Raw genomic sequence first — 24,752 nt, forward strand, 5'->3', positions numbered from 1 at the left:
AATAAACCTCCTATGCTCCCCAAACCTTTGGATTCTTTGTTTTAATGAATCCAGTCATTAACTTTAGAATCAATCTGGACAATAGAACTCCTGTGACCATTGACGCAACAATACCTAGCATTAATGTAATACCAAATCCTTTGATTGATGCTACACCAAATTTATAAAGAACAAGTCCTGCTATAAATGTAGTTACGTTTGAGTCAATAACAGATGATAAAGCCCTATGATGACCTGCGTTTATTGCAGCTTCAGGTGTTTTACCAATCTTCAATTCTTCTCTGATTCTTTCGAAAATAACAACGTTTGTATCAACTGCCATACCGATAGATAAAATCAAACCTGCAATACCCGGTAAGGTTAGTTTAACATCTAATAATAAATAGAAAATAACAAGTATTTCTGTGTATACAGTTAAACCAATTATAGCTGGTATTGATAAAACCTTATATAAAATCAACATAATAATCATGATTGCAATCAATGAAATGGCAATTGCTAAAATTGATTTTTCATAAGCATCCAGACCTAATGTTGGTCCTATAACTGAGCTTGTAAGTTCTTCAAGTGGTACAGGAAGTGCACCAGCCTTGATAAGTGTTGCTAATTTAGCAGCTTCATCAATTGACATATTTTCACCACTAATTTGAGCTTTGCCCCCACTAATTGGAGTTTGAACTATAGGTGATGAAATAACTTCATTATCTAAAACAATAAAGAGTAGTTTCTTTTGAGGTTCTGTTTCTGAGGCAAGTCTTTGAGTTGCTTCATAAAATAAATCTGAACCTTCTTTATCAAATTCCAAGCTAACCACTGGTACTTGTCCCTTAACAGGATCATCTGTATATTGAACCATAGATTCAACAACATTTTTACCTGTAAGAACAGTATTTCCGTCTGGATCTACAAAAGCTAATTGAGCTGTTTTACCAATAAGCTCCATAGCTTCTTCAGCATCTTTAACTCCAGCTAATTCAACTCTAATTCTATTGCCACCTTCAATAGCAATGTTAGGTTCACTAAGTCCAAGACCGTCAACTCTTTGTTGAATAACAGCTTTAGACTGCTCCATAATTCTGGTTAGTTCATTACCTGTAGCATCAGTCTGTGCTTCAAGTAGAACATAAACCCCACCTTGAAGGTCTAATCCGAGTGATATAGCATCCTTCGCTTTTACAAATTCTTTATTACCAACCTTTAGGCCAAAAAGACCCACGCAAGCAATTCCTAAAACAATCGCTACGATGATAATAAAGGATATAATGGATTTTTTATTCATAATCCCTCCCTAATCCTGATTTGCAAGTACAGATATAGCACATTCAATGCGCTTTCTTTCCATCTCGCATCCAATTTTATAAGTCTTATTAATGTCGTGGCTTTCAAACCAAGAATTAGCATGGCAGCCGCCACTACAATAAAACCTTGCCCAACAATCCTTGCACTCATCTTTAGTAAATACATTTGTGCATTTGAATTCATCTCTAAGTTTAGTATTTTCTACCCCATTATATACGTCTCCTAGCTTAAATTCCTTCTCGCTAACAAACTGATGGCAAGGATATAGATCACCAGTTGGAGTTACGGCCATATATTCATGACCTGCTCCACAACCTGAAGCCCGCTTTATTATACATGGGCCTTGGTTTAGATCAATCATAAAGTGAAAAAACATAAACTTATCATCTGTCTTTAATATATCAATATATTCTTTTGAAAATTTCTCATATTCTTTTAAGATTTTATCCAGGTGTTCTTCCCTAATAGCATAATATTCATTAGGATCTGTAACAACAGGTTCAACAGAAACTTTTTTGAAGCCCTGTTCATAAAAATCACGTATATCATTTGAAAAATCTAAGTTTTGATTAGTGAAAGTTCCTCTAATATAATAGTCCTTGTCGCCTCTTTGCTCGACGAGTTTCTTGAATTTAGGAACAATAATATCATAAGATCCTTTATCAGTTAAAGTCTTTCTCATCTTATCATTTACAGACTTTCTACCATCGAGACTTAAGACAATATTACTCATCTCACGATTTAAAAATTCAATCTTATCATCCGTGAGAAGAACTCCATTAGTAGTGCATGTGAATCTGAATTTTTTATTATATTCTTTTTCAAGCTCTCTGCCGTACTTGACAAGTTCTACTAATACATCGTAGTTCATGAGAGGTTCGCCGCCAAAAAAGTCTACCTCAAGATTTTGTCTATTGCCAGAGTTTTGGCATAAAAACAATAATGCTTGCTTGCCAACTTCTAGTGGCATCAAGCAGCTCTCCCCTTTAAAATTTCCTTGAGCAGCAAAGCAATATTCACACTTTAAATTACAATCATGAGCTAAGTGTAGGCAAAGGGCTTTAACTACATTTTGATTCTTAAATGGAATCAGATCCACTTCAATTGGATCTGTAAAAAGCATTTCTTCATTAATCAGCGTATTGATCTCAGAAATTGCTGTATTAATTTCATCTTCACTATAATTGAACTTCTTAGATAATTCTTCTACTGAGTATTCATCAAATATATCAACTATATCATAAATAATTTTATCCACAACATGAACTGCACCTGAATTTATATCTAGAACAATGTAAGCATTGTTTAGATAAAACTTGTGGATTTTATTTAACTTATCCATCATCAAAAAAATAGAGTGGAGAGTTCCACTCCTATTTTAAATTTGGATTTTCACACTTTTGGTTTCCAACAGTGCAGCTTGTTTTGCAGGCTGATTGACATGATGTTTGACATTCACCACAACCACCTTTGCAATATGTGTGTTTTAAATTTTTCTTTGAAAGTGTTTTAACAAATTTCATTTTAACCTCCTATATTTGTCCTTCGATATCAGCTTTTTTTGCATCTTTTTTATCAGCTACAGTACCTACTGCTGATTTTAAAATTTCAACAACAGTTCCATCTGCAACTTCAATTAAAATGATATCTTCTTTAACTTTAACAATTTTACCAAGGATACCACCAATTGTTATAATATGGTCTCCTGCTTTTAGTTCGTTTCTCATATTTGAGATTTCTTTTTCACGCTTCTTTTGAGGTTTAATGATAAAGAAATAGAAAAATACAAGTACTAGAACCATTGGTAGTAAACTCATCAAAGGATTTGCAGCTGGAGCCGCAGCTTCCAATAAAGAGTTCTTAAGTAAATAATCTAAATTAAACATATATTCACCTCACTTACAGTAATTATACAATATATTTTGTATAATTGCAATGATTATTTTAGATAACCGTATGACTTATAAAATTCTTCTTTGTATTCTAAAAATCTATCCTCTTCAATTGACTTCCTAATATTTTCCATAAGATTTATTAAAAAGTGTATATTGTGATAGCTTAAAAGTCTTGCGCCCAAAATTTCTCCAGAAACCATTAAGTGTCTTATATAAGCTCTTGAATAATTTTGACAAGTTTCGCAAGTGCAAGTTGGATCTAATGGGCCAAAATCATTCTTGTATTTTGCATTTTTCATATTAATTCTTCCATTAATGGTAAAAGCCGCACCATTTCTGGCATTTCTAGTTGGTAGAACGCAGTCTGCCATGTCAATTCCTCTTTCAACAGCTTCAAATAGATAATCTGGTGTCCCCACCCCCATTAAATACCTCGGCTTATCTACCGGCATATAATCAGTCGTTACATCCATCATTTGGTTCATCAAATCCATTGGCTCCCCAACACTTAGTCCACCAATTGCAAAACCTTTTAGATCATGCTTGGTAGTTTCTATTGCTGATTTGATTCTTAAGTCCTCATACATACCGCCTTGAATTATACCAAACAAGGCTTGATTTTCGTTGTCACTTTTAGCCTCAATGCATCTTTCAAGCCATCTTAAGGTTCTATCCACTGAGTGCTCTACATAATCTCTATCTGCTGGATAAGGAATGCATTCATCAAAAGCCATCATTATATCTGAACCAAGGTTCTCTTGAATCTTAATAGACTTTTCTGGAGATAAAAATATTTCACTCCCATCCAAATGACTCCTAAATGAAACGCCTTCTTCACTTATTTTTCTGTTATCAGTAAGACTAAAAACCTGGAAGCCACCTGAATCCGTTAAAATTGGTCCATTCCAATTCATAAACTTGTGCAGGCCTCCAGCTTCTGCAATCAATTCATCTCCTGGGCGCAATAATAAATGATAAGTGTTAGATAATATTATTTTCGCATTTAGCTTAACCAAATCTTCTGAACTTAATGTTTTTACTGTTGCTCTAGTACCTACAGGCATAAAAATTGGAGTTGGAATGTCCCCATTTGGAGTGTGTAAAATTCCCCTTCTTGCCTTTGATTTTTTATCAGTTTTTAATAATTCAAATTCAAATGTCATCTATACCTCCTATCTAATAAACATAGCATCGCCAAAAGAGAAGAATCTATATTTATTTTCCACAGCATATTTATAAATATCAAGAGTCTTTTCTCTTCCGATTAAAGCAGATACCAACATAATTAAAGTTGATTTTGGCAAATGAAAATTAGTTATTAAAGAATCAATCATTTTAAACTCATAGCCTGGATAAATATAAATATCAGTGCTATGATGACCAGGAATTAATTTTCCGTTTTCAACTGCACTTTCCAAAGTTCTTACTGTTGTGGTTCCAACTGCAACGATTTTTTTGCCCTTAGCTTTAGCGTTATTAATCTTTTCTACAACTTCATTAGAAATAAAATAATCTTCTGAATGCATTTTATGTTTAGATGCATCTTGCTCAGTTACTGGCTTAAATGTTCCCAAGCCAACATTAAGTGTAATGTACTCTATCTCAATGCCTTTATTTTTAATCTTTTCTAGCAGTTCATTTGTAAAATGAAGCCCCGCAGTTGGGGCTGCAGCAGATCCTGGAATCCTGGAGTAAACGGTTTGATACCTCTCTTGGTCTTGTAGTTTTTCATGAATATATGGTGGCAATGGCATAGTACCGATTTCTTCTAAGATTTCTAAGAGAACGCCCTTATAATGCATTTTAACGGTGCGTATACCTTCTTCATCAAAACTTAAAACTTCTAGCATAAGCTTATCGCCGAAGTAAAATTTACTGCCTACTTTTGCTTTTTTGCCTGGTTTTACCAAGCATTCCCATATATCCTTTTTCTTTTCATGTAGAAGTAAAAATTCTACACTTTCATCTTTGTTTTCTCTAGATCCATAAATCCTTGCAGGAATTACACGAGAGTTATTTAAAACTAAAATATCACCTTCATCAAGTAAATCCGCAATATCTGAAAATTTTTTATCTATAATCTTATCTTGATCCTTATAATAGCACAATAGTTTTGAATCGTCTCTGTGTTCAAGCGGATGCTGAGCGATTAATTCTTCAGGTAAATAAAAATCGTAATCATTAATATCAATCATAAATTTTCTTAACTTCTGCTCCTTCGTAATAAAATTTTACTATATCTATATAATTAAAGTTCTGTTTAGCCATTTCATTAGCGCCATATTGGCTCATACCAACACCATGACCAACCCCCATTCCAACAAACTCTACTTCATCGTTTACACCATTGTTATATAAAGTAAAAGAGTCACTTGCCCTTCCATACCCTTGCAAAAGGCAGGATTTATATAGGCTTTCATTTTGATTAGTACCTTCCATAAGAGCAGGTGAATTTATTTCAAATTTGGTGGATTTTAAATTTGATACTCCCATTAGACTTCTAAATCTTTCAGCTCTTAATGAAACTTTACCTCCAGCGTATTCAACACCAACAGAAACAATCCTTCCCAAATCATTTTTATTGAAAACAATCGATGTAAAATTCGACATCTTTGTAGCTTTTGATAAATTTTGGTCCATTACAGCTATGTTCGTCTTATAATTCCAGTTTACTCTAGGCGAATTTATTGAGTAAGGATCGCTTTTTGAAATCAAATAAGGAAAATTAGTTCCCCAAGCATCTTTAGAAGCAGCTGTAACACCTCCACTAGTAGATCCATAAGTGGCATCAATAATTTCATCGTTATAAACTATGACCTCTCCCCTAGTCTCATTAACTGCATCTTTTATCTTTTGGCTTACACCTTTATTACCCCTATAGACTTGAGAGACAGCATCAGATGTGAGATTATATCCTTTATCAATAAATTTTTTACTGTTGTATAAGGCGTATGACCTTGCGGCTAAAGCTTGTGCTTTTATAGCTTCAACTTCAAAAGAGTCGCCTACTTCATTGGCCACGACTGAATATATATAGGTCTCCATGTCAATTATATTAACCAACGACCTACCATTTTCAGCTAATGTAAAGGCTCCATTGTACTCATGGTTATTATATAAAATTGTATTGTTATTTGCTTTAACCTTTACATCCATATACGGTCCATAATTATTAGATGCTGACTCTACAATAATTCCGTTATTGTAATAAATTCTTATATTATTGTCATATATAGTTTCAATAATATTGTATCCATCAAGCAATTGAAATCCTTCACTCGTTTGAAGATTAAAGCCGTCGTCAGAAGAGCATATCTTTACCCTTAGCTCACCTGCATCGATAAAGTTGTCTGCATTTACTTTCTCAGTACTTATTGTAAAAACAAATAATATTGTTAATAACAAAATCAAAAATTTCTTCATAATTCACCCTTGTAATCAATGTTTAAGTGTTCTGCTGCCTGGCGAGTAGCAATTCTTCCTCTAGGTGTTCTAAGTAAAAAACCAATTTGCAAAAGATAAGGTTCGTACACATCCTCAATAGTTGAACGGTCCTCTGCAGTAGCTGCACTTAATGTATCAAGCCCTACAGGTCTACCAGCAAATGTAACAAGCAGAGTTTGCAAGATTTTTCTGTCAGTCTTATCCAAACCTAACTCATCAATTTCTAACATTTTTAGAGCCTTATCGGCATTTGATTTAGAGATTACACCATCACCTTTTACAATAGCATAGTCTCTAACTCTTTTTAAAAGTCTATTTGCAATTCTTGGCGTACCCCTACTTCTTCTAGCGATTTCGTAAGCGCCATCGTCTTCAATTTTAACATTTAAAATTTTAGCTGATCTAATAACTATATCTTTTAAGCTCTCAACATCATAAAGATCTAAATTTAGCTGCACACCAAATCTGTCTCTAAAAGGAGAGCTGAGTAGTCCAGCCCTTGTTGTAGCACCAATTAAAGTGAATGGTTCAATATCAAGCCTCAAACTTCTTGCAGTCGGTCCTTTACCTACAATCATATCCAGGCAAAAATCTTCCATAGCAGGATATAAAATTTCTTCGACAGATCTTGATAGCCTATGAATTTCGTCAATGAAAAGTACATCGCCTGTATTAAGATTGGTCATAAGACTTGCCAAATCTCCTGGCCTTTCAATTGCAGGACCACTTGTAACTTTTAAATTTACACCCATCTCATTTGCAATAATAGTTGCAAGAGTTGTTTTGCCAAGTCCTGGTGGCCCATACAACAACACGTGATCGAGGGTATCCTTCCTAATCTTTGCTGAGTCTATAAATATATTTAATTTACTCTTAACCTTATGTTGACCAATATAATCCTCAAGCCACCTGGGCCTCAGGCTATTATCAAATACATCTTCATTAGATTGTAAATTGCTTGAAACAATTCTATCACTCATAATATCATCCTTTAATTAATCGTCTTTAAAAAGACTTTAATCATTTCATCAAGCTCTAAACCTTTTAAGTCTAGTTTTGCTATGTGTTTTGTAATTTCGTATCTAGAATAACCTAAACCTTCCAGTGCATCAATTAAATCAATATCAGGATTATCAGCAAGCTCATCACTAGAAACGATAAATGATTTTACCTTATCTTTTAACTCGATAATAATTCGAGCAGCTGTTTTTGCCCCAATTCCGGGACAGGTTGCAAGTAATTTATCATCACCTATATTTATTGCATTGACAATTTCATCTGTATTTAAGGCTCCAACAATACCCAGGGCTGTTTTAGGACCAACCTTAGAAACTGTTCTTAGCAAATTGAAGATCCATTTTTGATCTTCATTGTAAAAGCCAAAAATAGCTATCCTATTTTCAGATACTATCTGTTCAGCAAAAATCATCCTCTCACTACCCACAGATACATGGTCTCTCAAAGAAGTGGGGACTTCTAGCTTATAACCAATTCCATTTATATCTATAACTATATTTTCAGAATCAACTTTAACTATCTTTCCTTCAAAATATTCGTACATACCTACTCCATCCTATATTGATCTTTGAATCTACCAGCAAATGATAAACAAATTGCAATTGCAATAGCATCTGCAGCATCATCTGGTTGTGGCATATGATCCATATTAAGTAAATTCTTAACCATTAATTGTACTTGCTTTTTATCAGCCCTTCCGTAACCAGTAATAGTCTGCTTTACTTGCAAAGGTGTAAATTCATATAATGGTAATTCATGTTGTTGACAACATAAAACTTGAACACCTCTTGCTTGGGCAACTTTAATAGCAGTTGTGGCATTTCTGTTATAAAACAATTCCTCAACTGCAACAATCTCTGGTTTGTATCTATTAATTAAAAAATCTAAATCATCATATAATAATTTTAAACGTTCTGGAAAAGTAATATCTGGTTCTGAATTTATGATGCCATAATCAACTAGCTTTAATTTATTACCTTCTTCATCTATAATTCCAAATCCAAGAATTGCAAGACCAGGGTCTAATCCTAAAATTCTCATAATATCCTCTGGTCAATTATAACAGATAGCAGAAAAAATTACAATAAAAAAAGGGCTTAAAGCCCTTGATATTCTATAGAGCGCCTATTTTAAATCCTTCTTTTTCAACTTTTTCGCTGATATCTTGGATATTATCGGCTTCAACTCTAACTAAAACTTTTAAGATTCCCATTACTTTTGCATCCATTACAACCATGCTTGCAACGTTTACATCTTCTCTTCTAAATACATTCAATAAACGAGATAATTGTCCTGGTATATTAAAAATGTAGACAATCATTTGTTTGCCTTTTCCAAGATTGAATAAATCTGAGAAAGCTTTAAATATTGCTGCGTGGGTTAAAATTCCTAAAAATTTACCATCCACATTTATAACGGGTAAAAATGGAATGTTAAGTTTTTCAATCGCATATGATGCCTTATCAATTCCATCATCTGGATCCAAACTGTTGATATCAGTCTTCATGAATTCCTTAGTTTTTAAATTTAAGAATTCGTCTTTTGATAGGTCCTTATTGTAGTATGCTTCAAATATATCAGCCCTCATCAGATAACCAACAAATTTGTCACCCTCAACAACAGGTAGACTCATGAAGTTTTGTTTATCCAATTTTTCCATAGCGGTTTTAATGCTATCTTCTGCATTAATGAGAGTCAGCTGACTTTTTTCAAGAATGTGATTCTTTACGTACATAATATACCTCCTATTTATTTTGTTCAAGCAATGATTTAAAAATGCTTACAGGTATATTATACCCCATTTCATCAATATTCTCAACTACTATTGTAATAATCATTGGTTTTTCTCCAGAAACAAATCCCGTAAACCAATAATTATATTTTTTCCCTGGTAATTGTGCCGTTCCTGTTTTACCGCCGCAATTTTCTCCGATACCATAGCCAGAGGCTGTGCCAACCTTTACAACATCAAACATCGCATCTTTTATATAATCAGCTTGCCATTTTTCTATCGGAAGATTATATTTTTTTGCCTTTTGCTTTCTAGAAAATTTAAAATCATTTGTAATAATATAATCAATATATCTTGGAGAGTAAAAATATCCGCCATTATAAATTGCTTGAGTCGTTAAATTTATTGCCATTGGAGAAGCCGTTACTTCGCCCTGACCTATCTGTAAGATTGCATTTTTAAATTCATTATCTCCTTTTCTGATTGAAAAAGCGTATTTTCCTCCAGTAGCTTTTTGAATAGTATTATTTATATTTTCAGTTAATTCAATTAGTGAGTCAGTATATAGAGACCCTTTTTCTACAAAATATGTGTTCAGAGAATTTACTAAAGCCTTATGCAAGTCTGTCTTACCGTAAACTATTTTCCCGTAGTTTGAAACTGATCCGTCTCCAATATCTATGCTGCCCTTATCATCGTAATCTAAATTATCTGTGTTATTTAAAATATTTACTGCACTTATTATTTTATAAACCGATCCTGGGCTGTACTTGCCATCAGATACTCTATCAAGCATTACGCTTTCTTCAGAGCTAATCGCTTCTTCGAGTTTTATTTCATCAAACTTACCATTAGCATAATAGGTCAAAACATCCCCATTTCTTGGATCAGTAATAACCACAGCGCCTTTATAATTCTTCATTAATTGCATTGATCTTTTTTGCAAATCATGATCAACAGTTAATCTAAGATGCTCACCCGATTTAAAATTATTAATCTTATTTAAAAGCTTAGTCCACTCGCTTACCTGGGATGAACCTTGTAATGTCCCATTATAAAGACTTTCTAATCCACTTGCCCCATATTTATAATCTACGTATCCAATCAAATGAGAATAAAGACTTGGATAATTATATTGTCTAATATATTTTTCGCCATCATATACAGAATAGTTTATAAGCTTATCGTTTCTATCATATATATTTCCTCTTTTTACACTTACCATGCTCCTATGTGCCCTACTGTCATATTTAGAGCCGACCAAGTATTTTTGTCCAGCAGTTCCTAGGAGTGTAAGAACGAATATTGAAAATATAGATACGATAATAAATACCAAAATAAAAAATCTAATTCTTTTATCCATTGTACGACCTCAAGCTAGCTTGCATTGATCCAAGCATTATAAATGAACTAAGCATGGAGCTGCCACCGTAAGATAAAAATGGTGCTGTAATACCTGTTAAAGGAATGATATTAAGTGTCCCTAATAAAATAACCAAGAATTGCATCATATAAAAAGATGCTATCAAGGCTGATATTTTTTTGTAAAAGTCATTATTAACATTCATTGATAATAATAATCCATCAATAGAAAGAATTAAATACAATAAGATAATTGCAATACCAATAAGTAATCCCATTTCTTCAATTATGCAAGCTATAATCATATCGCTTAAGTTTACAGGAATAATATTTGGAATTCCAAGTCCCAAACCTGTGCCTAAAAATCCCCCATTAGCCATTGAAGTAATAGCAGTTACTACTTGATAGCTTGTAGATTTATATTGTTTGAATGGGTGCATCCATGTATAAAATCTAATCCTAACGTGAGGTAAAATTAAATAGCCAACATAGCCTGCAAGAACAAACAAAACAAGAGTAAATATAAAATATCTTTTATCTTTTACAAACATCAATAAGTAAGCCAGAAGCAAGGCAAAAAGTATTAAGGCTGACCCAAGGTCTTTTTGTATAACAAGCAGTCCCATATAGGTAAGAGTTAAAATTATATTTACTAAATTATAAGTTACCCCAAAAATCTTTTCGCTAGGAGATGAAGCTAGCTGAAAAATATAAAGTATCTTTATAATTTCCATCGGTTGAAAAAGGTGGCCAAATATTCTCACCCAGTTTTTTGCCCCGTGGTCCACTACACCAAAAGTCAAGGTGATTGCAAAGAGAAAAAATATGCCTCCAATGTAATATAAGTATAGCTTATTTAAAAATTTTAAATTTTTAACTGCTATATATGATATATACATTAAAATTGATCCAATACAGAACCAGAACATTTGCTTGAAGCCGTATTCTGGACTGAGCCTAAAGATTTCTATTACTCCAATAGAAAAAATCATAGACACAATAGCATAGTGTCGACCAAAGCCAAGCATCCGAGAATTTAAAAATACATTTACAAGTCCAACCACCAAAATAACAACCGGATAAAAAATATACTTACTAGAAAAATTATGAATTGGATAAAATGCTAAAACAATTATTGCCAAGACTTGAAACAAAAGAACATAGTAATAGCTTGAAAAAGTCTTCTTCATTTCATTACCTCTATTCTAATATCTGCTCCACCAATACTTATGATATCGCCTTTTTTTATTACAGCTCTCTTAATTTTTTTGCCATTAACAAAAGTTCCATTTGAGCTTTTTTGATCGACAATGAAAAATTCTTCTCCATTATCTATAATTTGAAAATGTCTCTTGGATACTGCTAAATCTTTTGTTGTATAGTCGTTATCAACACCCCTACCAAGTGTAAAATTATTAATAATAGGGACATCAACAATTTGGCTTCCTTCAATTATTCTAATAATAGTAATCCTATTTTTGCTTTCTTTTGTAAAATAGGTTAAAATATCTTTAAGGATATTGATAATAAAATAATACACAACAAGAATAAATAAATATTTAAAAATTGTGGATATAATAGAAAATAAATCGAAATTCATATTTGCTCCTAAAAATGAGGTGTTAAATGAGAACTTGTATGGAAGAGTGCCTAAATTATTTAAAGTTTAGTCGCACTGAAAAAGAAGTAAGAAATTATCTCTATGAAATGGATTATAAGACCAATGAAATAGAAGATGCAATAGCCTATGCTAAAGAACTAAAATATATTGATGACTACGATTATGCTTACGCATATGTAAATGACCATGTTTTAATTAATAAGTGGGGCCCGATTAAAATAAAACTAAAATTAAAAGAAAAAGGAATCCCCGAGGAATATATCAACAATGCCCTAATGGATAATGAGAAAGATATAATGAATAATCTTTATCAGCAATTTGAAAAAAAGGCAAATAGCCTAGATCTAAGTGATCAAAAAGATAAAAATAAAATAATTAGACATTTGTTAAATAAGGGTTATAATTACAGCGAAATATCAGAGGTGCTTAACTCTTATGAATAATTATTATGTCTATATATTAGAATGCAATGACGGGAGTTATTATTGTGGAATCACTACCAACCTTCAAAGAAGATTAGACCAGCATAACAAAGGTACTGCAAGTAAGTGTACCAGAGCGAGACTTCCTGTTAAAATGGTTTACCATGAAAATGATCACTCTAAATCTACCGCATTAAAAAGAGAAGCACAAATAAAAAAGCTTACCCATAAACAAAAATATGAGCTTATTAAAAATTCCGAAACTTAGGTATCGGTTTTTTTATTGCTAATTTTTATCTACAGGTACGCTTTCGAGTTTTTCTCCTTCGTCTGCCTTTCTATTTTTAGGAATTGGCTTTTTGCCTCGACCTTTTTTATTTCTTTTTTTGTTTTTCCCATACATAATGCCTATCATGCTTGCATAAATAATTGAAACAAGTCCAACGCTTCCGCATATAATAGCTGTTTCTAAATCATTTACATTGGTCCTTATTATGCTGCTCTCTCCGTTAAGTATAAGCAACTTTAATGCATATAAAACCAAGACAATACCTGGGATAAACTTTATTATCCTTCGTCTTGGAAACAATATATGAAGTACCATAACAAAAATTGCTGCAAGTAAAAAGTAATATAACTTTGAACTAACATTCGAAGTGTATGGTATTAATTCTTTTAAAATTTTTAAAATTTGATCCATAAATCTCTCCACCTCCAGTATAAACTAAAAGTGCAAAAATATCAACTAATATATTTTAATCCATTCGTCTAACTTGTTGATGTTAAATAAATGAGCTTCTGCTTCTGCACCCACAAGCCAATTATCCATAACTAAGTGATAGTTATTGTTAATTAAAGAAAATTCATCTCTAATATATAAATCATTGCTTGAAAGGCTGACAACCTTTAAATTCGACCCAGTATTAACAATGGCAAGAGTTTTTTCAGGAGAAGCACTGTAATCAACTGCCGAAGGATATAAGTACTTTATATCTTCCATGCTAAGGAAACTCCTTCCCTCTTCTTCTTTTAAATAGTTTGGATCTATCCTAGCATATACAGTTTCCATTGATATATCATTATATAATTGAGTTCTTAAAATCCAATATCCATTTCTCCTAACAATCCCAACATTTGAAAGAAGTATCATATAATCATCTTCTTTTAAGCTGTTTATATCAAGACTGCCCTTTATTAAATTTAGCCAATTATCTCCTAATATATCTGTAATATCCAGCTTTGTTCTTAAACCATTTTTTTCTAAAGAATATGTCTCATACCTTTCCTTAAAAACATTATTTAAAAAACTCTTATAGTTGGTGTTTAAACTAATCATATAAGGAGATGCATAATCAATGATTGAAGCCTGCCTTGAAAAGTATTTTTCAACATTAAATTTTTCTATTGGATTAGTTATATATCTATTGTTAAATCTAAAAACTAGATAATCTGTATAAATCCCACCATCTAAGGCCATCTTGTCATTTATATTTATATAGCCATTGGATTTTGGGATAACAAGACCATCTGTTAAAAATACATTCGTGGAATTATAATCACTATATAAAAATAAAGTAAAATACTTTCCGGACTCTTTTGAATCATCTCTGAGCCCAATAAAGGCAGCAGTAGTCTTGAGCGGCTTATACATAGGTTTGGCTTTGTAGTTTGATGTTTTTTTTCTTGCTATCTCATACTCTGCTTCATCTAGTTGCTTTATAAATTGCAATTCATAAATATGATTTTGATAATATAGAAACTTTCTGTTGTTGTATTCAACTATTTCCCCTAAAGACCTGCCTTCATTTAGAACTGAAACAACAGACGCATAATCTAACATGTCATTTATATTAAAAATCTTTTCATAGCTAATGTTATTGTAAATAAAATAGTTTACTAAATTAACTCTCTTACTTGCAAAGCTAATATCTTTAAATTCTTCTCCAAAAATAAGAGCTTTGTCATTGTAAAAAACAACAGATAAGTTGTTTGGAATATTCTCTTCCTTGCCAGAAAAAGATTCATAGGATTTATCAACTCTAAATTTTCCTTGTATCTGAGGTGATTTTATTTTTCTTTCATTCTTACAAGCAAAAGAAAAGCATAATGATAATGCAAATAAAATTAAAAGAATTCTATTTTTGTACTTTTGGAAGATAGATTTCAAATTTGCTTCCCTCTTTCTTTTTGCTCTTTACATTAATATATCCGCCATGAAGGTTAACTATTTCATAAACAATTGATAGGCCAATTCCGGCATGAGAATTTCTACTGTAGCCACGATAAAACTTTTCGAAGATATGAGGTACATCATTCTCATCCATTCCTTCCCCATCGTCAGCAACAGTTACACAATAATAATCATCTTTCTCATCTAAAATAACCAATACATTCCCCTCAGAAGAGGTAAACTTAAAAGCATTATCTAGTAAGTTTATAAAAACTTGTCTTAGTCTATTTTCATCGCCTTTAAAATTAGCTTTATTAACCTTGGATATAAATGATAAATTTTTATTTTCTGTTATTGACCTTGGTGTAAATTGGCTAACAATACCCTCAAGATGTTCATTTAAATCAAAATTAGTATTTAATAATTCAACTTTATTGTTTAAAAGCCTTGAGAAATCTAATAGATCATTTACCATGCCGGTTAATCTATCAGTTTCTTTTTCAATTATATTTAAACCCTCTTTTACAAGTTCAGGATCTGATGAATCAGCATTTAAAGTGTATGCCCATCCCTTAATGCTTGTAAGAGGAGTTTTTAATTCATGGCTAACGCTAGCAATAAATTCATTCTTGATTTCATCACGTTTATTTATTTCAGAAGCCATATACTTCATAGTTTCGCCAAGGGTAACGGTTTCTCTGGAACCCTTTATTATTATATCTTCTGAGTAATTTCCACCAGCTAACTTAGATGCATATTCCTTTAATTTGCCTAGTGGCCCAACTATTTTATTTGACATATAAAAAGACATTACCAAGGCAATTGCCAAAACGACAAATGATAGTAAAATAAGTATTTTTTGAATATTTTTTATAGAATTTTCTGCATCCGTCATATCATATTGAAAAATAACAGTGCCTATATTGTTGCCATGTAATTTAATAGGAAGTGCGACACTAACTAACTTGTTTTCAGCATAATCAAAATTATCTATCGATGTAAAATAACCATTTCTTTCAATACTTGACTCTATAGAATTAACATCAAATATGTCATTCCTAATTCCCATAGTGCTCAAAATATTTTCGCCATCATTATTTAAAATTATAATATGACCTGCATTATACTCGTAAATTGTCGATGCATCTTCAAGGACAACATTATCTAAGCCCTTGGAAAAATCTATATATCTGTATAAGTAATTTAAATTTAACTCTGCTTGAGATTTTGCTTTTCTAGTTGTATCTCTATAAAAATAATTTTTTACACTCAAAATAGTTGCTAAATCTAAAACTACAACAGTCAAGAGTATTAGCAACCCATAAGTTAAAACTAGGATACTTTTAAAACTTCTTTTCACTATCTATACCTGTAACCCACACCCCATACAGTATTCAAATATTTTGGATTAGCAGGATCCTCCTCAATCTTTGATCTAATTCTTCTTATATTAACGTCTACAATCTTTGATTCTCCAAAGAAATTGTCTCCCCACACTTCGTCCAAGAGTTCGTCCCTTGTAAAAGCTTTTTCAGGATTTTTCATAAATAGTTCCATAAGGGCAAATTCAGTTGGTGTAAGCTCAATTAACTCACCATTTTTTCTGAATTCACGTTTTTCTTCGTTAAGATCAAAGACATCATCACTTATATTTCTATATTCTGGCTCAACATCTACCCTTTTAGCAAGAGACTTAATTCTTAAAATAAGTTCTGTAGGATTAAATGGCTTGGTAATATAGTCATCTGCGCCAGCTTCAAGGCCATCGATTTTATCAAGATCTTGAGATTTAGCAGTGAGCATAATAATACCTACTTCTTGATTTGTTTTTCTAACTTCTTTTGCAACTTCAATACCACTAATGCCGGGTAACATCACATCGAGTAAAATGCAATCATATACATTTTTACTTGCCATCTTGACGCCTTTTTCGCCAGTGTCAACATCGTCTACTAGCCATCCCTGTCTCTCAAGATTTATTTTAATAAATCTCCTGATAGCATCTTCGTCTTCAACAACTAAAATTTTGTACATCATAATAGTATTTCCTCCAATCTTCCAATTGATGTGTAAAATATAAATGTCTTTATTAGCTTATCTTTATATACTTTAGAAATTATATCCATATATGCTATGAGCTGGTCTTTGTAAATTTCATTATAAAAACTTATATCTTGACTTATCTCAACGGTTTTATAATCTACAATAAAAATCTCATTATCTTTAATCTCTAGTCGATCAATTACAGCATCAATATGTTTTTCGTCTATATCCATGCTTATATTTTTCTCGCAATATACATCTCCATCTCGACTATCAATAAAATCTGAGATATTATTTAAGTGCCTATTTATTTTCTCATAATCATAGATCTCTGCAATATTATACAAATCAATAAGCTCATTAACATTGATATTTTTATTATCTTGATAGATTTCCGCAAAGTGATGGATAAAATTCCCAAATTCAATATCTGCAAACACATTATCCTCAGCTTGAGAAGGCTTAATCGATTTTTCTTCAATGCCAATTGTTGCTTTATCTTGAATGTTTTCTATAATTTTAAACTCACTAAAGCAAGAATTCATATCCTTGATTTCAAACTCTCTTGCATGGTTTTGATATGTGTCAAATATTGGTGCGAGCATTGCCGTATTATACATCTTTTCATTAGTAACACAAATAATTTTCTCTTTTGCTCTTGTTATAGCAACATACAAGAGCCTATTTTTTTCTGCATACAAGTCAGCAGCCTCTTGTCCTTTTACAAGCTGATAAGAACCTAATTTATCATTGAGTTTTATATATAAAGTTTCTTCTTTAATAAGAAATCTAGAAAATTTTTTCTGACTGATATCTGATAAATTTGGCAAAATTATTACCTTATACTGAAGACCCTTAGCTTTGTGTATAGTGGAAATTTTAATGGCATCTTCTGAATCAGAGTAAAAATCTGCACCTTTTAGTTCGTTATTGCTTTGTAATTCAATTATAGCATATTTTAAAGTTTTTTGCTCGTTTTCTACTATATTTTGTAAATATTTTTTAAATTCAATTAAATTATTTACTGCATTTATTCCCCATAGTTTTTTACATTTTGCCAAAAACTCTTTTTCTATATACAAATAATCTAAAAACTCAGTGATACTATGCGTAAAGAAATAATCTTCTAAATCTTTATAAGTTACAACACATTTATTGATTTCTTTTGAATCGCCACTATAATTATTAAAGTCAAAATCTAATTCTAATTTTGATAAGACTTTATCTGATAAATCAAACAGTGGGCCCCTAAGTGCTGAGAAAACATTGAATTTGTTATCAGTGTCTATAAATAAATCAATTAAAATAATGGCTTCTATAATCTCTGGCCTTTGGCTCAAGCTAAGCTTGTTATAATTTATATAGGGTATGCCTGCTAGGCTTAACATTTTTTCAATTTCATAAGCGTTATTTGCAGTAGATGTTAAAATTCCAATATCTTCAAAGGAATAACCATCGTTAATTAATTGATGAATCATATTTGATAAAGATTCAGCGGAAAATTTCTCCTTGTCAAAATACATTATCTCCGATGGCTTATCCTTATCATAAATCATATCTGAATATTCTGGTAATACATCAGAAAAACTCTTATTGACAAATTTAACAATCCCTTTAGAAGATCTGTAATTTGTATCTAATTCAACTACCAGGCCTCCTTGTTTTAAAATTTCTCTTTCAAATTTATTTATATTTTTATAATCAGCTCCCCTAAACCTATAAATGCTTTGCTTTATATCACCAACTACAAAAATATTATTGATTGTAAAATTATTGGTTAAGATGTCAAAGATTTCCATTTGCAAAGGACTTGTATCTTGAAACTCGTCAATCATTATATACTTATATCGGTCTTGTAAAACCTGTAGATGCTCCTTTAATAAGATAATTGCATCGACAGTTATATCTGTAAAATCAAATAAGTACAGCTCTCTCTTCTTTGCCTGATAATTATTATTTACATCGTACAGTAACTCTTTTGTCAAATCATAAAGCTCAGAGTAATTTTCATCCAGGCTCACAGAAGCAGCTTGAATCTCAGATAAAATTTCACTTTTTAATGAGCTAAGCTTTGTTAAATCGATAAGGTCTTCAATTGTTAATACATAATCATCGCCTACTTCTGAAAAGTGTTCGTCTAGATATGTCCACAATTTATTTTTTCTAGAATAATACTCTCTTGATAAATCATATAATTTTCCATAGGTAAGCTTAGGTTTGCTTGAAGAAGGAGATTTTAACTTTCTGTAGTCTAAATCTCCATATATATTTCTGGAATTTATATACAAATATACTAAATCATCTACGATGGCGCTCATATCATAGCTATCGTTTAACTCTTGCAGAGTGACTATAAGATCCATATACTTTGGATCATGTTCCAATAGGCCCTCTATAATTTCCCTGAGAGTGACATATATTTTATTTTCATCCATTAAATCAAAGCCAATATATTTATCTGGAATATATTCTTCTACGAGTTTTTTAAAAAAAGCATCAAAAGTAAAGATGTTAAGTTGAAAATCTGTATCTGCTCCGCTTTCATTTAATCTGCTTACGATACGACTTTTCATTTCTTCAACAGCTTTATTTGTAAAGGTAATTGCAAGTATAGCTTCCTTTTCTTCTGTTGTGGCTGCCTTATTAACTAAATTTATATATCTCTCAGTTAAAACAGCCGTTTTACCCGCTCCAGCACCAGCTTTAACTAAAACATTTTGATGAATTGTATTAACAGCTATCCTCTGTTTGTCATCTAATTTAATCATTCCAAAACCTCTTGCATAGATTCATATATTGGCAATATCTGCAATTGTTTTTATCATCTGTTTGAGAAATTACACCCTCATCCATTTGTTTAACAATGTCCTTAATTTTTTCTCCAGCAGCCTCCATTATTTCATTAAATGTACTTCCGTCATCTTGAAAAAACATTTGGCTTTTTCTACATCCGTCATCAATATTTATATAGGCTATCTCCTTAATCATATTTTCATACTCGCCCATATAAACTGGGAACTGTAAAGCCTCGCCATCCTTGATTCTATTTTTAGATTTTATAGAAGAACTTGTTAGCTTGTAATCCAACAAAATATATTTATCATCAAGCTTATCCACCCTATCAATCCGTCCTCTAAAGGATATATCTTCTCCCTTTTCATCCTTAAAATAATTGTGAGTAAAATCTTGCTCTGTTGTTAGTACTTCTCCTTCTGTGCTTTCTTCATTAATAATAAGTTCTTTTAACTTATCTTTTACAAGCCTAATTTTATATTTATCAATATCTTCATAATCCTTTAAAGCTATCTCAAAAGTTTCCTCAAAGGAACCTTCTCTAAATTTCTTATCTTTGTTTATTGTGTAATATAACCTCAAAACTTCATGGGAGAAGTTGCCAAGTTTGATATAGGTCTCATCAAAGTCTATAGAAAACTCTTTAATATAATCACAATAATACTTAAAAGGACAATTCATATAGGACTCAACTCTTGATGCTGATAATATATTTTTTCTCAAAGCTTGAGCCGACAAATTATTATCCTCATTTATCTCATTGTATTTTCTAGATAAGTTCGCTTGTGATTCTTTTGTATACGCTTTTTGTAAGTCAGTAATCTGGCCTTGTCCCTTTGTAAATGCATAGTTTTTCAAATTAATTGTATCAAAATTAAGAGCAAGCATCTCGGACTTACTTATAAGGTTTTTTTCATAAGTACAAAAAATAGTTTCCTGGGATTTGCTTATAACATTATTTATACCGCCATTTATTTCCTGGTGTGTAAATTCATCAGAAGGCATAAAACTTTTGTCATCCAGTCCAATTTGATAGATTAAATCATAATCTAATATAACTTCAACTGGATTTAGAACATGTATATTAGACCTAAATTTCCTAGAGTAAAAATGAGATTTAAAAACATCTTCCATATAATATTTGGGATGTTCAATATTTAGGTCTTTTATCTTTCTTGCTAACCTATCCAAAAAAATATCTGTATCATAATTTAATTTAATCTCATTAGTTAGGATTGAATTTAATTTATTTAATTGTTCACTAATATTTGCAAGGGTAAAATCTTCATCTTCTAAAAATTTACGGACTAAATTTATATTATAAAAACATTCCTTTAGACCTACATTAGTATATATTCCATATTCAGATAGAATTTTGGCCACTTGATCTTGGACAGACTTTGACTCATTGAGGAGACCTACTTTTATTTCTGGATTGACCTTAAATTCACTAATAATATCCCCAGCAATTTTGTACAATAGTGAATCCAGGTTTTCTGCTGAATAGTGCTTAAACTTTTTATTTTTAGTCAATTCATCATCATATGCAATTACATAGACATTATTTTTTGCCTCTAATATTTCAATAATTTCCCTCTCTTTTACAGTAAAATATCTAGGCTTAATAAAAAATATCTTCTCATATTTGTCCAAATCATCTAAATAAATAGACTCTAAAATCATATCAATAACTTGTGATTTATCATAGTAACCATTAGAATTTAACATTCTAATATATTTATCAAATAAATCTTGCTCATATAAATCGAGTTTAACGCCTCTTGCTACTTTTTCTTCAATAACATTATAGAGATTGTCATTTCTAGAAATTTCTTTATCATCAGAAAATGCGAGCCCAAAATAATATCTCTTCAAAGATTCTTCAGCCAGGTTTATAAAGTTTTTTCTAACAAATCTAATATAAAGCTCAGCGAAAGAAATTGTCTCGACATGAATTTGATTATAAGATAAATTTGATAAAAATAATTTTTTTGATTGTACACTTGGAGTAATAATCAAAGTTTTTTTATCAGATTTTTCAATTTGACTAAGAAATTCATTTAACGGTAAACTTTTCATTCTTAACCCTCATTATTCTTTCAAAACTTTCGTTAATTTTATTATCATCAACTTTTCTCATAGCTTCAAAAATATTAGGAATTCTATTTAAATCATGACATATTAATCCAATATCTCCACCAGCTTCAATAAATTTGATAAATCTTTCCTCTAAAGTCCCATAATCAGCGAGAGCATTCATAGTAAGATCGTCCGATAAGATTAAACCCTTAAAATTATCTTCTCTTAATTTTCCAATCCAAACTTTAGACAGACTTGCAGGCATATTATCAACAGCTGGAACAAGTATATGACCAATCATTACTCCATCAACAATATCCAAATTTTCTCTAAAAGGTATTAAATCCGAATTTAATAAATCTTCATAGCTTTTATTTATAACCGGAAGATTTTTATGAGAATCTACTCGCGTAGCCCCGTGGCCAGGATAATGCTTGGCAACTGATAATAGCTTTTCCTTGTCCATAGCTTCTATTACTCCCCTGGCAAATTTACTGACTGTATTGTAATCACTTGAAAATGCCCTATCACCAATAGCTCCACTTGCATTGGCTGGATTTGTATCTAGTACTGGAGCAAGAGGAGAATCAATGTAAAAAGTTTTTAATCTTTTACTCAAATCCAAAACGTATTGGTCTGGACTACTATTATTGGCATACCAATTAGCTGAATTCATCGCTTTATAAACATCTTTTATTCTATCAACCCTACCTCCTTCTTGGTCAACATAAATAAAGGGTTCTATATAATTATTATTTTTATAATAGTCTTTGATAGATTTATTTAAATTTACCAATTGATCAGATGTTTGAATATTTCTCTTAAACAATATAATAGCTCCTGGCTTATACTGATCAATTAAAGCTTTTAAATTATCGTCTAATACAGTTGATTCAATACCCACGCACATCAACTGACCCATTTTGTCATCCTTAGAATATTTTTCCCTATGTTTTTCAAAATCTATTACGTGTTGTGTTTTGGATTCATTATTTTTATTTTCGATAATTTCTTTTGGTCCGCTCAACTTGCTCTCATCAACCTTACATCCTAAGAAAGAAAATATTAAGAAAAAAATTAATAATTTATTCATTTATCTTTTTATAAACCTCCATTAACTTTGATTTATACTTTGAAGTAAATTTCTTATTAGATAAATATTCCAATTCCCCGTCCATCTTAGGCAAAATCATTTCAACACTTGCCAAAAGTTGGTGGTTTTTCATATCCAAACTCTCCAGTTTCCTATTTGCACTATAACTTCCATACTTAGGATCACCTAAAATTGGATGGTCTAAATTTGCCAATTGTGCCCGTATCTGATGGGTTCTTCCGGTAATCAAATCTATTTCAACAAAGGAATATCTTTCACCAATAATTATTGACTTAACTTCACTCTGCATTAGGATACCATCTTTTGATTTAACTATATTAGCTCGATTTTTCTTGTCATCTTTAACCATCCTATCTTCGAGTAAGCCATCATAAGTAAATTTGCCAAGTACAATTGCATTATAGATTTTTTTAAAATCCCTTTGTCTTATCTTTTCATTTATAGTTTTAAGAGCTAATGCATTTTTCCCTACAATTACAAGCCCAGCTGTATTCCTATCCAATCTGTTGCAGAGGGCTGGTACAAAAGAGTTTTCATTTCTGGGATTATATTGACCACTTTCAATCAAATAAGCTATAACCCCATCAATTAAGTTTTTTTCTCTATTATTGCTTGCAGAATGAGATAATAAGCCATTTGCTTTATCAACTACTAAAATGTTTTCATCTTCATAAACTATATCTAAATTAATATGGGCATAAGTATTATCCTTTTTAGAAAATTTTTCAAAAGTTTCATCCGAAAAATAAATTGTAATCTCATCGCCTTTTTTTAAAATATCTGATGCAATCATCTTTTTATTATTATTTACAATATTCTTTTTTCTCATCATTTTCATAATAAAATTTTTATTAGCATTAGGTAAAAGCTTAGATAAGAACCTATCCGCCCTTTGGTCCTTATCATTTTCTCCCACAATTATTTTTTTCATTTTAATTACCCCTTTAAAAATCTTTCAATATCTGTTATAATTATAATACAAAAGTGAAATGTATACAAACGAGGTGTAAGATGACTAGAAAAGATAAAACAAAAGATTTATTATTTAATACAATTGATTACGTTGTAATGATTGTAATTATCCTAGGAATAGTAGTTATATTGGGCCATAAATTTGAGCTCTTATTCAATAAGGGAAAAATTGACAGCGAAGTTGCTCAAACTGATGAAAGCAATCCTGAAGTAAATATTACTAATGAGGATTTAAATAATGATGAAAATGTAGAGAATGATGCGAATGTTGATGCTAATGCTAATACTGATTCAGATGTAGATACAAATACAGATGAAAACGCTGAATCAACTAAAATAGATTTAACCGAAAATACAGAAGAAAATACCGATACAAATGAAACAGAAGAAAATAATAATGAAGATTCTAAACCAGCTGATACAACTCCTCAAGCTACAGGAGAAGAGGTAAAAATTACCATTCCAAATGGTACTCTACCTGGCGGCATTGGTGAAATATTAGCAAGTCAAGGACTAGTTTCAAGCAAAGAAGATTTTATTAACAAAGCTGTTGAACTTCAATTAGATAGAAAGCTCAGATCTGGTGAATTTACTTTCAAAAAAGGACAAAGCTTAGAAGAAATTATCAGAACTATTGCAAAATAATTTAATATTAAAATAAAAATAGCGGCCGATGGATTTATTCAATCCGTCGGCCGCTTTTATATTGCCCTAAAAAAATCATTTTACCATTTTTTTATTTTGTTAAGAACTAATAAGTGCCTGCAAAATATATATAAAAATTAATTA

The 24,752-nt window shown here is 31.2% G+C and carries 25 protein-coding genes; 3 read left to right on the forward strand and 22 right to left on the reverse strand.

All coding sequences use genetic code 11. From position 1 onward, the window contains the following. Nucleotides 1–10: 10 nt before the first annotated feature. The 14 genes from secD to CUU59_RS03960 form a co-directional block, all read right to left on the reverse strand. Nucleotides 11–1,216 carry a protein translocase subunit SecD gene (gene secD / locus CUU59_RS03895; protein WP_245870548.1) on the reverse strand — a complete coding sequence of 402 codons (1,206 nt, stop codon included), beginning with the start codon at nt 1,214–1,216 and terminating at the stop codon, nt 11–13. A gap of 72 nt (nt 1,217–1,288) precedes the next feature. Then, entirely contained in the window at nt 1,289–2,641 is a 1,353-nt protein-coding gene (gene scfB, locus CUU59_RS03900; RefSeq protein ID WP_099950892.1) for a thioether cross-link-forming SCIFF peptide maturase, read from the reverse strand. 31 nt (nt 2,642–2,672) lie between these two features. After that, a complete protein-coding gene (scfA, locus tag CUU59_RS03905) occupies nt 2,673–2,822 on the reverse strand; it encodes a six-cysteine ranthipeptide SCIFF (protein ID WP_075573596.1) in 150 nt (49 codons plus the stop codon). 9 nt (nt 2,823–2,831) lie between these two features. Next, a complete protein-coding gene (yajC, locus tag CUU59_RS03910; protein ID WP_099950692.1) occupies nt 2,832–3,185 on the reverse strand; it encodes a preprotein translocase subunit YajC in 354 nt (117 codons plus the stop codon). A gap of 53 nt (nt 3,186–3,238) precedes the next feature. Beyond that, nucleotides 3,239–4,357: a tRNA guanosine(34) transglycosylase Tgt gene (tgt, locus tag CUU59_RS03915; protein ID WP_099950693.1), complete on the reverse strand. Its 1,119-nt coding sequence runs from the start codon at nt 4,355–4,357 to the stop codon at nt 3,239–3,241. 9 nt (nt 4,358–4,366) lie between these two features. Continuing rightward, entirely contained in the window at nt 4,367–5,386 is a 1,020-nt protein-coding gene (gene queA / locus CUU59_RS03920; protein WP_099950893.1) for a tRNA preQ1(34) S-adenosylmethionine ribosyltransferase-isomerase QueA, read from the reverse strand. Further along, nucleotides 5,382–6,617 carry a SpoIID/LytB domain-containing protein gene (locus tag CUU59_RS03925; RefSeq protein WP_099950694.1) on the reverse strand — a complete coding sequence of 412 codons (1,236 nt, stop codon included), beginning with the start codon at nt 6,615–6,617 and terminating at the stop codon, nt 5,382–5,384. The genes queA and CUU59_RS03925 overlap by 5 nt, the downstream gene beginning before the upstream one ends. After that, nucleotides 6,614–7,618 carry a Holliday junction branch migration DNA helicase RuvB gene (ruvB, locus tag CUU59_RS03930; RefSeq protein ID WP_099950695.1) on the reverse strand — a complete coding sequence of 335 codons (1,005 nt, stop codon included), beginning with the start codon at nt 7,616–7,618 and terminating at the stop codon, nt 6,614–6,616. Before ruvB ends, CUU59_RS03925 begins: the two co-directional genes overlap by 4 nt. Nucleotides 7,619–7,629: 11 nt before the next feature. Beyond that, complete coding sequence (gene ruvA / locus CUU59_RS03935; protein WP_099950696.1) at nt 7,630–8,199, reverse strand: Holliday junction branch migration protein RuvA; 570 nt, start codon at nt 8,197–8,199, stop codon at nt 7,630–7,632. A 2-nt stretch (nt 8,200–8,201) separates the two neighbouring features. Continuing rightward, complete coding sequence (gene ruvC, locus CUU59_RS03940; protein ID WP_099950697.1) at nt 8,202–8,696, reverse strand: crossover junction endodeoxyribonuclease RuvC; 495 nt, start codon at nt 8,694–8,696, stop codon at nt 8,202–8,204. Between the two features lie 73 nt (nt 8,697–8,769). After that, a complete protein-coding gene (locus CUU59_RS03945) occupies nt 8,770–9,390 on the reverse strand; it encodes a CBS domain-containing protein (RefSeq protein ID WP_099950698.1) in 621 nt (206 codons plus the stop codon). Between the two features lie 10 nt (nt 9,391–9,400). After that, on the reverse strand, nt 9,401–10,750 hold the full coding sequence (locus tag CUU59_RS03950) for a penicillin-binding transpeptidase domain-containing protein (RefSeq protein WP_099950699.1): 1,350 nt from the start codon (nt 10,748–10,750) through the stop codon (nt 9,401–9,403). Further along, entirely contained in the window at nt 10,743–11,939 is a 1,197-nt protein-coding gene (locus tag CUU59_RS03955; protein ID WP_099950700.1) for an FtsW/RodA/SpoVE family cell cycle protein, read from the reverse strand. The genes CUU59_RS03950 and CUU59_RS03955 overlap by 8 nt, the downstream gene beginning before the upstream one ends. Further along, nucleotides 11,936–12,349, reverse strand: coding sequence for an FHA domain-containing protein (locus tag CUU59_RS03960; RefSeq protein ID WP_099950701.1), 414 nt, complete (start codon nt 12,347–12,349; stop codon nt 11,936–11,938). Before CUU59_RS03960 ends, CUU59_RS03955 begins: the two co-directional genes overlap by 4 nt. Nucleotides 12,350–12,375: 26 nt before the next feature. Between CUU59_RS03960 and CUU59_RS03965 the strand changes: the two genes are divergently transcribed. Next, nucleotides 12,376–12,813 carry a regulatory protein RecX gene (locus CUU59_RS03965; protein WP_075573584.1) on the forward strand — a complete coding sequence of 146 codons (438 nt, stop codon included), beginning with the start codon at nt 12,376–12,378 and terminating at the stop codon, nt 12,811–12,813. Beyond that, complete coding sequence (locus tag CUU59_RS03970; protein WP_075573583.1) at nt 12,806–13,060, forward strand: GIY-YIG nuclease family protein; 255 nt, start codon at nt 12,806–12,808, stop codon at nt 13,058–13,060. The genes CUU59_RS03965 and CUU59_RS03970 overlap by 8 nt, the downstream gene beginning before the upstream one ends. Before the next feature lie 18 nt (nt 13,061–13,078). On the opposite strand, the gene CUU59_RS03975 is transcribed toward CUU59_RS03970, so the two are convergent. The 8 genes from CUU59_RS03975 to CUU59_RS04010 are packed head-to-tail and all read right to left on the reverse strand — an operon-like array spanning nt 13,079 to nt 23,922. Further along, nucleotides 13,079–13,492 (reverse strand): hypothetical protein, encoded by a 414-nt coding sequence (locus tag CUU59_RS03975; RefSeq protein ID WP_099950702.1) that lies wholly within the window; start codon nt 13,490–13,492, stop codon nt 13,079–13,081. A gap of 45 nt (nt 13,493–13,537) precedes the next feature. Next, nucleotides 13,538–14,959 (reverse strand): hypothetical protein, encoded by a 1,422-nt coding sequence (locus CUU59_RS03980; protein WP_099950703.1) that lies wholly within the window; start codon nt 14,957–14,959, stop codon nt 13,538–13,540. Beyond that, a complete protein-coding gene (locus CUU59_RS03985; protein WP_099950704.1) occupies nt 14,928–16,322 on the reverse strand; it encodes a sensor histidine kinase in 1,395 nt (464 codons plus the stop codon). Before CUU59_RS03985 ends, CUU59_RS03980 begins: the two co-directional genes overlap by 32 nt. Continuing rightward, the gene (locus tag CUU59_RS03990; protein WP_099950705.1) at nt 16,322–16,999 is read right to left on the reverse strand and encodes a response regulator transcription factor; all 678 of its coding nucleotides are present in this window, start codon (nt 16,997–16,999) and stop codon (nt 16,322–16,324) included. Before CUU59_RS03990 ends, CUU59_RS03985 begins: the two co-directional genes overlap by 1 nt. Further along, nucleotides 16,996–19,773 (reverse strand): UvrD-helicase domain-containing protein, encoded by a 2,778-nt coding sequence (locus CUU59_RS03995; protein ID WP_099950706.1) that lies wholly within the window; start codon nt 19,771–19,773, stop codon nt 16,996–16,998. Before CUU59_RS03995 ends, CUU59_RS03990 begins: the two co-directional genes overlap by 4 nt. Continuing rightward, nucleotides 19,766–21,877 carry a PD-(D/E)XK nuclease family protein gene (locus tag CUU59_RS04000; RefSeq protein ID WP_099950707.1) on the reverse strand — a complete coding sequence of 704 codons (2,112 nt, stop codon included), beginning with the start codon at nt 21,875–21,877 and terminating at the stop codon, nt 19,766–19,768. The genes CUU59_RS03995 and CUU59_RS04000 overlap by 8 nt, the downstream gene beginning before the upstream one ends. Next, entirely contained in the window at nt 21,855–22,904 is a 1,050-nt protein-coding gene (gene nagZ / locus CUU59_RS04005) for a beta-N-acetylhexosaminidase (protein ID WP_169922851.1), read from the reverse strand. Before nagZ ends, CUU59_RS04000 begins: the two co-directional genes overlap by 23 nt. 58 nt (nt 22,905–22,962) lie before the next feature. Next, entirely contained in the window at nt 22,963–23,922 is a 960-nt protein-coding gene (locus CUU59_RS04010) for an RluA family pseudouridine synthase (protein ID WP_099950709.1), read from the reverse strand. Between the two features lie 53 nt (nt 23,923–23,975). Here CUU59_RS04010 and CUU59_RS04015 point away from each other — a divergent pair, with 53 nt between their 5' ends. Next, nucleotides 23,976–24,608 (forward strand): endolytic transglycosylase MltG, encoded by a 633-nt coding sequence (locus tag CUU59_RS04015; RefSeq protein ID WP_146036069.1) that lies wholly within the window; start codon nt 23,976–23,978, stop codon nt 24,606–24,608. Nucleotides 24,609–24,752: the final 144 nt, after the last annotated feature.

This window comes from Ezakiella peruensis, assembly GCF_900215725.1.
Lineage (GTDB): Bacteria > Bacillota > Clostridia > Tissierellales > Peptoniphilaceae > Ezakiella > Ezakiella peruensis.